11 protein-coding genes are annotated in these 13,119 nt (G+C 66.1%); 6 read left to right on the forward strand and 5 right to left on the reverse strand.

The genetic code is table 11. From position 1 onward, the window contains the following. Positions 1-132: 132 nt before the first annotated feature. The 3 genes from ACEN8U_RS08875 to ACEN8U_RS08885 all read right to left on the reverse strand — a co-directional run bounded on the left by ACEN8U_RS08875 (position 133) and on the right by ACEN8U_RS08885 (position 5,265). Positions 133-429: a hypothetical protein gene (locus ACEN8U_RS08875; RefSeq protein WP_310111904.1), complete on the reverse strand. Its 297-nt coding sequence runs from the start codon at positions 427-429 to the stop codon at positions 133-135. 216 nt (positions 430-645) lie between these two features. Further along, a complete protein-coding gene (locus ACEN8U_RS08880; protein WP_310111906.1) occupies positions 646-4,173 on the reverse strand; it encodes a DEAD/DEAH box helicase in 3,528 nt (1,175 codons plus the stop codon). Positions 4,174-4,488: 315 nt separating this feature from the next. Next, positions 4,489-5,265: a DeoR/GlpR family DNA-binding transcription regulator gene (locus ACEN8U_RS08885; RefSeq protein WP_013592226.1), complete on the reverse strand. Its 777-nt coding sequence runs from the start codon at positions 5,263-5,265 to the stop codon at positions 4,489-4,491. A 164-nt stretch (positions 5,266-5,429) separates the two neighbouring features. Here ACEN8U_RS08885 and ACEN8U_RS08890 point away from each other — a divergent pair, with 164 nt between their 5' ends. Further along, on the forward strand, positions 5,430-7,910 hold the full coding sequence (locus tag ACEN8U_RS08890) for an FAD-dependent oxidoreductase (RefSeq protein WP_310111909.1): 2,481 nt from the start codon (positions 5,430-5,432) through the stop codon (positions 7,908-7,910). Between the two features lie 117 nt (positions 7,911-8,027). On the opposite strand, the gene ACEN8U_RS08895 is transcribed toward ACEN8U_RS08890, so the two are convergent. Continuing rightward, positions 8,028-8,294 carry a DUF4148 domain-containing protein gene (locus tag ACEN8U_RS08895; RefSeq protein WP_310111912.1) on the reverse strand — a complete coding sequence of 89 codons (267 nt, stop codon included), beginning with the start codon at positions 8,292-8,294 and terminating at the stop codon, positions 8,028-8,030. A gap of 259 nt (positions 8,295-8,553) precedes the next feature. Between ACEN8U_RS08895 and ACEN8U_RS08900 the strand changes: the two genes are divergently transcribed. The 3 genes from ACEN8U_RS08900 to ACEN8U_RS08910 all read left to right on the forward strand — a co-directional run bounded on the left by ACEN8U_RS08900 (position 8,554) and on the right by ACEN8U_RS08910 (position 10,777). Continuing rightward, entirely contained in the window at positions 8,554-9,288 is a 735-nt protein-coding gene (locus ACEN8U_RS08900; protein ID WP_310111914.1) for a transcriptional regulator, read from the forward strand. 149 nt (positions 9,289-9,437) lie between these two features. Beyond that, positions 9,438-9,956 (forward strand): sigma-70 family RNA polymerase sigma factor, encoded by a 519-nt coding sequence (locus tag ACEN8U_RS08905; RefSeq protein ID WP_013592222.1) that lies wholly within the window; start codon positions 9,438-9,440, stop codon positions 9,954-9,956. Beyond that, positions 9,953-10,777: an anti-sigma factor gene (locus ACEN8U_RS08910; RefSeq protein WP_310111916.1), complete on the forward strand. Its 825-nt coding sequence runs from the start codon at positions 9,953-9,955 to the stop codon at positions 10,775-10,777. The genes ACEN8U_RS08905 and ACEN8U_RS08910 overlap by 4 nt, the downstream gene beginning before the upstream one ends. A gap of 52 nt (positions 10,778-10,829) precedes the next feature. Here the strand turns inward: ACEN8U_RS08910 and ACEN8U_RS08915 are convergent, their stop codons facing one another. Beyond that, positions 10,830-11,723, reverse strand: coding sequence for an AraC family transcriptional regulator (locus tag ACEN8U_RS08915; RefSeq protein ID WP_310111919.1), 894 nt, complete (start codon positions 11,721-11,723; stop codon positions 10,830-10,832). A gap of 226 nt (positions 11,724-11,949) precedes the next feature. On the opposite strand from ACEN8U_RS08915, the gene ACEN8U_RS08920 reads away from it, so the two are divergent. Next, positions 11,950-12,849, forward strand: a complete 900-nt coding sequence (locus tag ACEN8U_RS08920) for an NAD(P)H-binding protein (RefSeq protein WP_310111922.1) — start codon at positions 11,950-11,952, stop codon at positions 12,847-12,849. Positions 12,850-12,860: 11 nt separating this feature from the next. Next, positions 12,861-13,028, forward strand: a complete 168-nt coding sequence (locus ACEN8U_RS08925) for a hypothetical protein (protein WP_310111924.1) — start codon at positions 12,861-12,863, stop codon at positions 13,026-13,028. The last annotated feature ends 91 nt before the right edge of the window (positions 13,029-13,119 follow it).

Here is a 13,119-nt window from a genome sequence, read left to right on the forward strand (position 1 = left end):
CGTGCTTTTTTCCATGGGCGGGTGCGGTCCGCCGCGCGCCGCTATCACGCGGGCGCGGACCGGTATGGCGCAAGCGGGTCGATGTTTTGCATCGACCCGCCTCTTCGCTGGCTCGCGACGCGAGCGCGGAATTTACGGCTTGGCGGGTGCTGCCTCGTCGGCGACGGGCGCAGCGCCCTCTTCGCCATGAGCGGCCGCTGCATGCTTGTGCGCATGCTTACGCGCGTGCTTGTGCTGCTTTTTCGCGTGATGGTGCGTGGCCGCCGGCTTGGCCTCGTTCGCTGCAGCCGAGCTGGCGGCAACGGCAACCGGAGCGGCGTGGATCGCGATGGCTTGCGAAGCGGAGGCAACTACGGGCGCGGAGGCCTGCGCGAACGCGGCGATCGAAAACAGGCCGGCGACGGCGGCGGCGAGAACTTGCTTCTTCATGACGGTAATTTCCTTAACGTATGCGTTGAACGACCGGTTAATGGTCGCGTGTTCAACGAGTGCGCAAAGAAACCGTTGACGGCATCAAGCGAAACTCAGCAATCCTTGACGATTTGTGACGCCTTTGAACAATGGCAAGTCAGATGTGGTGAGATTTGAGTACCGTGAAGACGCGCGCTTTGCCATCGCCATGCGTGTTCGCGAGGCCGGCGCGCGTCACTTTCCGCCTTCGAGCTCGGGCATCGGCGCAAATAGTGCGTCGATGTCGTCGTCGGAAAATTTGGCGGCGCCGGCGGCGTCTTCGGAAAGAATGCTGTCGGCAAGGCCGGCCTTCTGCTCCTGCAATTCCACGATCTTTTCCTCGATGCTGCCCGCCGCGATCAGCTTGTAGACGAATACGGGCTTGTCCTGGCCGAGCCGATGCGCGCGGTCGGTAGCCTGATTTTCGGCGGCGGGATTCCACCACGGGTCGTAATGAATCACGGTATCGGCCGCGGTCAGATTCAGGCCCACGCCGCCTGCTTTCAGGCTGATCAGGAACAGGGGCACCTTGCCCTGCTGGAAGCGCTCGACCGGCGTGATGCGGTCCGCCGTGTCGCCGGTCAGAATGACGTACGGAATCGCGGCTTCATCGAGCGCTTCTGCGATCAGCGCCAACATGCCGGTGAACTGCGAAAAGAGCAGCACGCGGCGCCCTTCTTCTATCAGTTCGGGCAGCATCGAGAGCAGCAGATCGAGCTTGGCCGAACGCGTGGTTCGCGCGCCCCTCTCCGCTTTATCGGAGGATCGCAGAGGCGCATCGCTCGAGTTTTCGTGCGTTTTCGCGGTCTCTCCGGCGCTCACATCCGCGCCCTCGCCGGCGCTGTCTGCGGCGCTGTGTTCGGCTCCATGCAGCTTCCGCACGAGACGCGGATCACAACACACTTGCCGCAACTTCAGCAGCGCATCGAGCACGATGATGTGACTGCGCGCGAGGCCCTGCGCGCTCACCGCCGCACGCACTTTCTCCTGCATCGCCGTGCGCACGGTTTCATACAGATCGCGCTGCGCGCCTTCCAGATCGACGGAGCACACAATCGTCGTCTTCGCCGGCAGCTCCTTCGCGACCTCGTCCTTGCGACGCCGCAGCATGAACGGCCGGATGCGGCGCGCGAGCAGCGAGCGGCGCACGCCGTCGTTGTTCTTTTCGATCGGATTGCGCCAACGGCGCGTGAAGTCCTTCTGACTGCCGAGAAAGCCCGGCAGCAGGAAATCGAATTGCGACCAGAGTTCGCCGAGGTGATTTTCGAGCGGCGTGCCGGTCAGACACAAACGGTGGCGTGCGGCCAAACCGCGAATTGCCTGCGCGGCCTTCGTCGTGGCGTTCTTGACGTATTGCGCTTCGTCGAGAATCAGCAGGTGGTATTGGTGCTCGGCGAGCACCTTCTGATCGCGCCATAGCAAGGCGTACGTGGTCAGAATCAGTTCGTGTTCGCCGATCTGCTCGAAACGATCCTTGCGCTGCGGGCCGTTCAGCACCAGCACTTTCAATTCGGGCGCAAAACGCCGCGCTTCTTCGCGCCAGTTGTGCACGAGCGTGGTGGGCACGACGATCAGCGCGGGTTGGTCGAGCCGCCCCGCTTCCTTCTCGGCAAGAATGTGCGCGAGCGTCTGCACGGTCTTGCCGAGGCCCATGTCGTCGGCGAGCACGCCGGCAAGACCCTGCTCGCGCAAATACTGCATCCAGTTCAGGCCCTGCTGCTGATAAGCGCGCAATTGCGCGCGCAGCGCGGACGGCACCGGCACCTCGCGCAAGCCTGGACCGGCTTGCAGGCGCTCGGCAAGCCGGCGAATCGAATCGTCGCCGCGAAATTGCCAGCGCCCCGTGTCGTTCAGCGCCTGTAGCCGCCCTGCGTCGACGGACGGCACACGCAGCGGCGTGCCGTCGGCGAGCGTCCCGCCGAGCGAGTCGAACAGGTCGACCAGCACGCGCACCACGGGCTTCAGGCGGTCCGCGCGCAGCCTCAGGCGCTTGTTTTCATCGGTTTTCAGCTCGATGGGCTCGTCGTCGGAAATCGCTTCGAGCGCGCCGCCCAGCCAGCGCCGGTCGCGGCGAAACAGATCGGCGAGCAGCGGTTCGAGCCGCACCGTGCGCTCGCCGATGCGGATGCCCATTTCCAGATCGAACCAGCCGTCGCCCGCCTGATGCGCGGTGCCGTCGATCGCATCGATCTCGATGATGTTGTAGCGGAACTCCGGCGCCATCGTCACACGCCAGCCTTTCGCGACGAGCTCCGGCACGGCCTCGTTGACGAACGCGGACCACGCGTCGGCATCCGGCAAGCCGAGCATGGTTTCCGGCAGCAGACGCGACGCGAACACGCGGCTCGTGGGCACTTTCTGCAAGCCGGTCTTGCGCAATTCGAGCAGGCGCTTTTTCTCGACTTCGTAGCGGCGGCGGATATGCATCACGTCGCCGCCTGGCATCGGCACGAGCGTCACACTGCTGTCCACGTTGATGCTGACGCCGTCGTAGTCGAAGCTCACGCCGGCCAGTTCCACTGCGTGGCCCTTGCTGGCCCTGGCGGCGTTCCCGGCCGAGGGCAGCGCGTGGCTGTTCAGCGTGAGCACCGGCACGGGTTCCACGTCGATCACGCGAATCGCGGACGCGTCGTGGGTGGGCGGCAAGGGCAGCTCCGGCGCGACCTCGCGCAGCACCGACGCGACAAGCGGCGCTTCGGCGAGCGAGATAGGCGGCATGGCGAGGTAATCGGGCAATTGCTGGAACGGCAGCGAGGAGCGCACGACGCCCGCCTCCCGGGCTGCTCCGTCCACATACCAGACCGGCTCCGTGGGCAGCACCATGCTCGCGCGCGGCTCGGTGCACAAAACGGGACGCAGCCGCTCGTCCGCGAGCGGTTCCCATTCGATGCGCCCGGGCCGGTCGGCCGCGCGTGCGAGCGGCGTGGGTGCGTCATGACCGGGCGCGATCCTGAAGTCGAAGAACAGGCGCCCGGTGGCGATCAGCTTTTGCAGCGTCTCGGCGCCGCTCGTCCCGCGCAAAATGAATTGCCCGAAGTCTTCGCGCGAACGCCCAAGCCACAGGCCGCGCAGAATGGACAGATCTTCGTCGGATACGAACCTGGGCTGCTTGAGCAGCGCCGACTCCACATTGCCCCACGTCTCGCCGACTTCGACGATTCTGCCCTCCGTGTCGCAGCGCGCGCGGTACAGCACAACCTCATGCCGCATGTGGAATTCCGACCAGTTGAGCCGGTAAACGAGGGTTTCGGTGCGCGCGCCGTCTGGCTTGCGGGCGGCGGCGTCTGCGGCTTCGGCGCGGGCACGAAAGCGCTCCAGCCAGCTGACGAGCTCGGGACGCACGCCCTGCTGCCGGCCAAAGCTGTCCGTCACGGCCTCGTTGGCCGCCATGGACGCGGTATCGTCGCGCTCGCTTTCGTCCACGCGGATGATGTGGTCCATCTCGTCGTGATATTCGAGTTCGGCGAGCAGCAGCGCGGCCACATGCTTGCAATTGCGACCGACAGGACAGCTGCAGTCGCTCTGCGCCCAAGGGGCGCCGCCGTCCGTCCGAAAGCGCACGCGCGTCCTGTACGGCTGCGGCTGGCTGCCCTGGACGTCGCCTGTCAGTGTGGCGCCCTGCCACTGCACGTTGCTGACCGGGCCGACCGCGCGCGCCTTGGCCACGGTGTGGTCCCCGAGCCAGTCGGCAATCCGTTCCCGATCAAAGAAAACTGACGACATCCGCGTGCATCCCTCTTCAGGCCGGTGAAGACAAGCGACGATCAGATCGGCCGGTGGACGGCGCACTGTCCACCGCAACGTGTGGCCGAAGCCGCGCTTGCCAGTGATAACCGGCCATTTTACGCGTTGGCGGGAATAGGCTGTGCGGGGTGGCGCTCGCGCGGTGGCGGGTGAGTTGGGGCGGTGGTTGGTGTTGGGGGTGGTTGGTGTTGCGGGGGGTTGTTACCGGCGGTTTGGCCGCCGCGCGGTCCGGCGGTCCGGTGGTCCGGCAACGCTTGCCCGCCGCGCGGTCGCCGGTCGGTGCGCAGCCGGGCGTCAAGCCGGTTGCCGAGGCGCCCCCACCAGCACCTCGACGCCCGCAGCCGCCAACACCTGCGAGAGTGCGGGCGCCGGGGCTTCGTCGGTCACAAGCAAATCGACGCCGTCCGCGCCGAACGCGTGCAAGAGCGCGCTATGCCCGAATTTCGCGTGGTCCGCGGCGACCACGCGGCGCTCGGCTTGCGCGAACGCCGCCAGCGAAAACGCGACGTCGGCGGGAAGCGCATCCATGAAATGGCCGTGCATGTCGACGGCCGTCACGGAAACAATCGCGTGGCGCACATGGAACTGGCGCAAAAAGGCCTGCACGCTGTCGCCGACTGCGGCGGCGTCGTCGGCACGGACCTCGCCGCCCGCAATGAACACGCGGTTGCCGTTGCGCGGCGCCAGCAGGCGGGCCACTTCGAGCGAGTTGGTCACGACGGTGAGCCGCGAGCGCGCGGCGAGCGCCCGCGCGATATGCACACAGGTGCTGCCGCCGTCGAGAATCAGCGAATCGCCGTCGCTCACCACCTCGGCGAGGCGCGCGCCGATTGCGCGCTTGCCCGCGAGGCCCGCGGCCATGCGCCGCTCGAACGGCGGCTCGTCGAGGCGTTCGGGCAGCATGATGCCGCCGTGGACCTTGAGCAGGTGGCCCTGTTCGATCAACGGCTTGATCGTGCGACGGATAGTTTCGTCGGACACCTCGAAGCGCGCGGCAAGGCCGGTGATCGTGCAGGTGCGCTGCTCGCGGACGAGCCGCAGAATTTCGGCCTGGCGTTGAGTCGAGAACATGGAATCGGCTGATAGGAAGAATGCGCTGAGTCTAGCAAAACACCGCACCGGCGCAGTGAATTTCCACACAATTCCACGTTTTCGCCCACATGCGTCCAAGCTTCTTGTTGTGTTTCGTGGGAAATTGAGGCATTGTTCCTGTATTAACGCCATGCATTCCACACATGTCCACACCATTTCCTTCGCATGCCCGCGTTGTGATCATCGGCGGCGGCATTATCGGCTGCTCCGTCGCCTATCATCTGACCAAGCTCGGCTGGACCGACGTGCTCCTGCTCGAACAAGGCCGGTTATCGTGCGGAACGACGTGGCACGCGGCCGGCCTCGTCGGCCAATTGCGCGCGCAGGAAAGCATGACGAAGCTGATCCGCTATTCGACGGCGCTCTACGCCGAACTCGAAGCGGAAACGGGACTCGCCACCGGCTGGAAGCCATGCGGCTCGCTCTCGGTTGCCCGCACCCCGGCACGCATGACGCAACTCAGACGCACCGCCGCCGTCGCGCGGGCGTACGGCGTGGCCTGCGACGTGATCGGCGCACGCGAAGCGGGCGAATTGTGGCCCGTCATGCGCACCGACGACCTGCTCGGCGCCGTCTGGCTGCCGGGCGACGGCAAGGCCAATCCTACCGATCTCACGCAAGCGCTCGCTCGAGGCGCCCGCATGCGCGGCGCGCGGATCGTCGACAACACGCGCGTGACGGCGGTCCATACGCGCGACGCCCACGGCTCGCGTGAAGCAAGCGGCGTCGCGTGGCGCAACAAGAACGGCGAGGAAGGCTCCGTTTGCGCGGAGATCGTCGTGAATTGCGCCGGACAATGGGCCAAAGCGGTGGGCCGTCTGTGCGGCGTGACGGTGCCGCTGCACTCGGCCGAGCATTACTACATCGTCACCGAACGCATTGCCGGCGTGCATCCCGACTTGCCGGTCATGCGCGACCCGGACGGCTTCATCTATTTCAAGGAAGAAGTGGGCGGACTCGTCATGGGCGGTTTCGAGCCGGACGCGAAACCGTGGGGCATGACCGGCATTCCCGCGAACTTCGAGTTTCAGCTGCTGCCCGACGACTGGGATCAGTTCGAAATCCTCATGACCCACGCGCTGCAACGCGTGCCCGCGCTGGAGACGGCGCAAGTCCGGCAGTTCTACAACGGGCCTGAATCGTTCACGCCCGACAACAACTTCATACTCGGCGAAGCGCCTGAATTAAGGCGCTTTTTCGTCGGCGCGGGTTTCAACTCGATGGGTATCGCGTCCGCCGGCGGCGCCGGCATGGCGCTCGCCGAGTGGATCGTCGCGGGCGAACCGACCATGGATCTCTGGCCGGTCGACATTCGCCGTTTTGCGCGCTTTAACGGCAACGACGCGTGGCTGCACGATCGCGTGAAGGAGACACTCGGTTTGCACTACGCGATGCCATGGCCCAATCGGGAACTCGACAGCGCCCGGCCGTTGCGCCGCTCTCCGCTGTACGCGTTGCTGCACGAGGACGGCGCGTGCTTCGGCAGCAAAATGGGCTGGGAACGCGCCAACTTTTTTGCGCCGACGCGCGACGAAGCACGCCTCGACTACACGTTCGGCCAGCCCGCCTGGCTGCCGGCCAGCGGCGCAGAACACCGGGCGTGCCGCGAAGGCGTGGCGCTTTTCGACATGACGTCGTTCTCCAAATTGCTCGTCAAAGGCCGGGACGCGCAAGCCGTGCTGCAAGGGCTCGTGGCGAACGACGTCGACGTGCCGCCCGGCACCGCCGTCTATACGGGCATGCTCAACGAACGCGGCAATTACGAATCGGATTTCACGCTGACGCGCATTGCCGCGGACCAATACCTGCTCGTCACGGGTACGGCGCAAACCACGCGCGACTTCGACATGATCGAGAAAGCGATTCCGCGCGACAAACACTGCGTGCTCATCGACGTGACGAGCCAATATGCGGTGCTCGCCGTGATGGGCCCGCGCTCGCGCGAACTGCTGCAAAGCGTGTCGAAAGCCGACTGGCGCAACGAGGCGTTCGCGTTCGGCCAGAGCCGCGAGGTCGACATCGGCTACGCGACGGTGCGCGCCACGCGGCTCACCTACGTCGGCGAACTCGGCTGGGAGCTGTACGTGCCCGTCGAATTCGCGATCGGCGTCTACGAAACCTTGCGCGAGGCAGGAAAAGCGTTCGGTCTCGTCAATGCCGGCTACTACGCGATCGACTCTCTGCGCATCGAAAAAGGCTACCGCGCATGGGGACGCGAGCTCACGCCCGACACGAATCCGTTCGAAGCAGGCCTCGCGTTCGCGTGCAAGCTCGACAGGAACATTCCGTTTCGCGGCCGCGAGGCGCTGCTGAAACGACGCGATGAGCCGCTGCGCCGCCGCATGGTCGTGCTGACCGCGGACGGCGCAGCGCGCCACATGCTCTGGGGCGGCGAGGCGATTCTGCGCGACGGCAAACCGGTTGGCTTCGTCAGTTCGGCGGCATTCGGCCACACGCTCGGCTGTCCGGTCGCAATGGGCTACGTGAACAATCCGGATGGCCCAGCGGACGCCGCCTATCTGACGAGCGGCGCCTATGCGATCGACGTAGCCGGCGAACGGCTGCCGGCTACGCTTCACCTGAAGGCACCGTACGACCCGCGCTCGGAGCGCGTGCGTGCCTGATAGAGCGTGTGACACAGCGCCTGATGCACCGCCTGACGCAGCGCCTCCCGCGCGGGCCGTTCGCTCGCCGCGCCGGCCGCGCGCGCGGCACGCAGGTCGGCCAGACTTCAAACAGCGTCAATTCATCGTGCCGGTCCGCGCGCTTTCGCTCGCCATGCGGTGCGCGGCCGCTTCGGCGGCGAGCGCCTCCTTGTGCTGCTCCACCTGATGCGCGAACACCGGGCTGACATCCGGATACGATGCGTCGGTCACGTAATCGAGCCCGTTCTGCTGGGCCTCGATCAATTCCTGGTAGACCTGAGCGCGAGTTTTTCCTTGCGCAAAGACACTCGACGACGCGGCCAGAACGACGACGGACAAGGCAGCAAAAACGATCTTCTTCATGATGAACTCCAGCGAGTTGTGTGCGGGTTTGCATCAGGGAGAACCGCGCGTCACCGGCTTTTATTCCTGTGCAAGCCGCTCATCAAAAACATTTCTGCGCCGCGGAATAAAGCGCCTTGCCGCGCGGCTTGCTCGCCTTTCGCAACGCATCGATCGCACAATCAAAAACCTCCCAACGACCGCGCGCGCGAGTGGAATAAACTGGCGCGCAAGCGTGTTTGCACCTGAACAGCCGGATTCCAGCCGGAGACTTTTCATCATGAAACCGACCGACGCCCCCGCCGACGCGCCGCTTTCCGAAGCCGACATCCAGGCCTACGCCGACGGCAGCTTGTCGCCCGCGCGCGCCGCGTTCCTGCGCGACTACCTGCTCCGCGATCCGGCGGAAGCCCGTCGCGTGGCCTTTTACGGCAAGCTGAACGAGCAGATCCAGCGCTCCTTCCCGAGCGCCGGCGAACCGGCACCGAAGGCTTTCAAGGGCCGGCGCGAGGTTGGCAGCCGCGGCCGCACGGCTCTCGCGAGGCCGCGCTTGCGCAAGACAGCCGGGGCGCTGCTTGCGGTCGTCATCGCGTGTATGGCGGCGGGCGGCTGGCTCGCGGCCACCCAGGTCACGCAGCAGGCGCTCAACAATGCCGCCGTGATGGTGCTGGCCGAAACCGCCGCCGCGCCGTTTCCCGCTTCGTCGCCGACCCGCAGCGCGCCGTCCGCGCCTGATCTGGAGGCGATCGGACTGCGGCTCGTCGACGAGCGCGTGCTGTCGCTCGGCGTCTTGCAGCGCGCCACTGAATTCATCTACCTGAACGGCGACAACCAGCCGGTGGTCGTGCTGTCGACGCTCGCCCTCCTCGCGCCTGCGCAGCCGCAATGGTCCGCGCGGCGCATCGGCGACGTGCGTCTTCTGACCTGGACCGCACAGCGGCAGCGCTTCGTGGTCGCCGGCAATGCGCGCACCCACGGCCTGATGCGCGCCGCCGACGTCATGACGATGCAATGACGCTCACGCGATCCTGCGCGAATGCGGTGACCCGCCGCATTCGCCGGAATAGATTCCGCGCAAGCGTGTTAGCCCTATCAGAACAGGCGACGCCCCGACGCGGCGCAGCCGTTCCCTGCTCACGAGAGGCCCCATGACCGGGATGAAGAATGGATGTTCGTGACGAGTTAATGGAACATGTGCCGCGTTTGCGGCGCTACGCGCGGGCGCTGATCAACAATCGCGACCTCGCGGACGATCTGGTGCAGGACACGCTCGAGCGTGCGCTCGGCCGCACCGGCATGTTCGAGCCCGGCACCGATCTGCGTGCGTGGCTGTTCACGATCATGCACAACGTCTTCGCCAATCAGGCGCGCAAGGCGTCCTCCCGCGCGATCCACGTGGCCGTCGACGACGAAAGCGTCCACGAAAGCGAGTTCGCCGTGGCGCCGCAACAGGCGCGCTCGCTGGAAATGCGCGACCTCGACTACGCGCTGCAGCGTCTGCCCCTCGAACAGCGCGAAGTGGTGCTGCTCGTCGGCCTCGAGGAAATGAGCTACGCGGACGTCGCGCTCGCGCTGAACGTGCCCATCGGCACCGTCATGTCGCGCCTCTCCCGCGGGCGCGAGCGGCTTCGGGCATTGATGGCGGGCAGCCAGCCCGGTGCGAAATTACAGGTGGTGCGATGAGCGACCAACATACGCCGATCACTGAAGAAGAGCTGCACGCTTACGTGGACGGCACGCTGTCCGACGAACGGCGCGCCGACGTGGAGCGCGCGCTCGAACAGAATCCCGAGCTGGCTTCCCGTATCAGCGATTATTTTTCGCTGAACAGCATGTTCCATGAGCGCTACGACCGCGTACTGAACGAACCGGTGCCGAAGCGGCTGCAGCCCGCCGCGCCGCGCCGTTCACGCATTGCCGCCAACTGGCCGCAATTCGCGGGCATGGCGGCGGCGCTGGTGATGGGCATCGGCATCGGTTTCGGCACGCATATGGGCCAGGACGCGTTGGCGCCGGCGACGGGTTCGTCGGGCACGCGGCCGGTCAGCGCGGACAGCTCCGAGCTCTTCGCGCGTCAGGCTGCCGTCGCGCATGTGGTGTACATGCCGACCGTCGACCGGCCCACCGACATGAGCGCCGACCACGAGCACGATTTCGTACAGTGGCTCGCCAACCGCCTCGGCACCAACGTGCATCCACCAATGCTGGCAAAGGACGGCTTCATGCTCTCCGGCGGACGCCTGCTGCCCGGTCCGGATGGCCAGACAGCGCAATTCATGTATCGCGGACCGAGCGGCGAGCGGGTGACACTGTGCATCTCGCGTCGCCAGGTGAGTGCGAATACCACTGCGTTCAAGCTGTATGAGGACGGACCCGTCAACGTGTTCTACTGGGTCGACGGCGATTTCGGCTATGCGGTGTCAGGCGGTATCGACCGCAAGCAGTTATTGCAGCTCTCGCATGACGTGTACTCGCAATTGACGGGCGCCGCGCCGCCGGGCTGACTCAATCGACGGTGAAGCCGCGACGGTGAAGCCGCGACGACAAACCGCGACGTCAGCGCGCGCCCGACTTTACGAGTTCGCGCGGCGTTACGCCGAGGAGCCGCCCCATCCAGTGCGCCATGTGGCTCTGATGCGCGAAGCCGGCTTCGAGCGCGACCTGGCTTGCGGAAAGCCGGCCTTGCAGCAACAGGGCGCGCGCCCGTTCGACGCGCCGCTGCACCACGTACTGATGCACCGGCACGCCGAGCGTCGCGCGAAACAGCACCTTGAAATGCGGCACGCTCAGGTCGGCAAGCGCGGCGAGTTCGCTCAGCGTGAGCCTCCGGTCCAGATGCGCCTCGATAAACTCGGTCACGCGTGCCGCGGTTCGCGGAGCGAGCGTGCGCCGCTTGTCGTCGAGCGACGGCGCGCCGCCGATCAGACGCACCACCATGGCCGTGCACAGGCTTTCGGCGTACAGCGGATCGGATGCGTCGTCCGCCTCCAGCTCGGCACGCAATGCCCATGCAAGGTGCTGGAAGCGCGGATCGCGCATCTGGAATTGCGGGCGGATCTGGGCATCGGCGGTCTTTAATGCCAGCTGCTCCACCGTCGTGCGCGCGAACTCCTCGCCGATCCATACGGTGAAAATCGTGCACGCGGATTCGTCGCTCCATTGGCCGTCGAGTCCTGCGGGGATCACATCCGCGTCGCCGTGCGCCTGAATGCGCGAATGCGGCTTCTCGTTGCAAAAACAGCGCGCTCTGACGGGGCGGCCCACATGCACGCCTACGCGGTGATGCGTGAACGCGGGTATCCGGTGCAATCCCGCCGACACATTGACCAGCTCCGCGCCGAAACCGTGCCAGCCGAGCGTTTTGCTGGAGCGCAGCGCGATGCGCGAGCCGCTGTGCGCGGGGGGCGTCTGCGTACGGATCGGGGTGACGGCAGGTATGGCGGCGTTCATCGTTGGCCTCGCGGATGGCGGTCGGTCTGCGCGCATTGTGCCGCGTTTTGCGGGGTTCTGCTCGGCGCGGCCCCGCCGGCACCCACGTCGCGCCTCGACGTCGTCCGGATAGCGGTCCCAACGGAGAAGCCATCATCCGAATCTGCTCGTCGACATCTTCTTGTGCGCGCTTTCCCCGGCACGTGTCCTTATGATCGGACCACGACGATCCAATCAGGAGTCTCACGTGTTCGTGATTTTTGGAGCAGGCGGCAATGTCGGCCGCGTCAGCGCATCCGCCTTGCGGCGCGCCGGCCGCGACGTGCGTGCCGTGGTTCGCAGCGCCGCCCAGGCCGCGCCGCTCGCGCAGATTGGCTGCGAGGTGGCGATCGCCGATCTGCATGATCGCGCGGCGGTGGCGCGCGCACTCGAGGGCGCCTCCGCGGTGCAGATGCTGTGCCCCGTGCCGCGCCATGACGACGACCCCGCGACGACGATGCGCCGCATGATCGACGCGAGCGTCGACGCGTTGCGCGCGAATCCGCCGCCCCATGTGCTCGCGCTGTCCGATTACGGCGCCGAGCATGCGAGCGGCACCGGCATCACCACGCTATTCCACTATCTGGAGACGCGGCTCACTACCCTCGACACGCGGCTCACGTTCCTGCGTGCCGCCGAGCATATGCACAACTGGGCGCGCGTGCTGCCCGTCGCGTTGGCCAAAGGCGTGCTGCCGAGCCTGCATCATCCGCTTCAGAAGCGCTTCCCTACCGTGGCCGCTCCAGACGTCGGCGCGCTCGCCGTGCAATTGCTGCTGGACGACAAGCCGCCGCAGCGCTCGCCGCGTGTGGTCAGCATCGAAAGCGAGGCACGGGTGAGCGTGATCGACGTCGCGCGTACTATCGGCGAACTCGTGGGTCAGGAGATCACGGCGCACGCCGTGCCGCGCGAACAGTGGCCCGCAATGCTCGAAGCGGCCGGTCTCGGCGAAGGACATGCGCGGCTCATCGTCGATCTTTACGACGCACATAACGCCGGCCGCATCGACGTGCAGGCCGGCGTCAGCGAGCGACGCACGGGTCCGACGACGCTCGCGCAGGCACTAGCGGCAATCGTGCCGGGCGGCGGCGCAACGGTCAGCGCGTGAAGAAAGGGAGAATGACGATGTCGACCTGTGTGCTGCGCTACGAAGCAAGGCAGAGGCGCGCGAACCTGAGCCGCTTGCTCGCGGCCGCGCTGGCCGTGGCGGGACTGCTGGGGTGGCGCGCGCTTCGCGATCTGGTTGGCGCGATTCCGGACAGCAATGACGATTTTGGTCTGTTTTAGCGGGGAGTGGGTCGCGTGGCCGATACCGATCAGAGAACCGCCATCGATTCCGTCATGTTCTCACGCATGTCATCGAGGAAACACTTCTGGA

The sequence above is a fragment of the Paraburkholderia phenoliruptrix genome (assembly GCF_047325075.1).
GTDB lineage: Bacteria > Pseudomonadota > Gammaproteobacteria > Burkholderiales > Burkholderiaceae > Paraburkholderia > Paraburkholderia phenoliruptrix.

Excerpts from the sequence above, each read along its gene's own strand:
- ACEN8U_RS08875 (WP_310111904.1), bottom strand. The coding sequence starts at position 429 with ATGAAGAAGCAAGTTCTCGCCGCCGCCGTCGCCGGCCTGTTTTCGATC.
- ACEN8U_RS08880 (WP_310111906.1), bottom strand. The coding sequence starts at position 4,173 with ATGTCGTCAGTTTTCTTTGATCGGGAACGGATTGCCGACTGGCTCGGG.
- ACEN8U_RS08885 (WP_013592226.1), bottom strand. The coding sequence starts at position 5,265 with ATGTTCTCGACTCAACGCCAGGCCGAAATTCTGCGGCTCGTCCGCGAG.
- ACEN8U_RS08890 (WP_310111909.1), top strand. The coding sequence starts at position 5,430 with ATGTCCACACCATTTCCTTCGCATGCCCGCGTTGTGATCATCGGCGGC.
- ACEN8U_RS08895 (WP_310111912.1), bottom strand. The coding sequence starts at position 8,294 with ATGAAGAAGATCGTTTTTGCTGCCTTGTCCGTCGTCGTTCTGGCCGCG.
- ACEN8U_RS08900 (WP_310111914.1), top strand. The coding sequence starts at position 8,554 with ATGAAACCGACCGACGCCCCCGCCGACGCGCCGCTTTCCGAAGCCGAC.
- ACEN8U_RS08905 (WP_013592222.1), top strand. The coding sequence starts at position 9,438 with ATGGATGTTCGTGACGAGTTAATGGAACATGTGCCGCGTTTGCGGCGC.
- ACEN8U_RS08910 (WP_310111916.1), top strand. The coding sequence starts at position 9,953 with ATGAGCGACCAACATACGCCGATCACTGAAGAAGAGCTGCACGCTTAC.
- ACEN8U_RS08915 (WP_310111919.1), bottom strand. The coding sequence starts at position 11,723 with ATGAACGCCGCCATACCTGCCGTCACCCCGATCCGTACGCAGACGCCC.
- ACEN8U_RS08925 (WP_310111924.1), top strand. The coding sequence starts at position 12,861 with ATGACGATGTCGACCTGTGTGCTGCGCTACGAAGCAAGGCAGAGGCGC.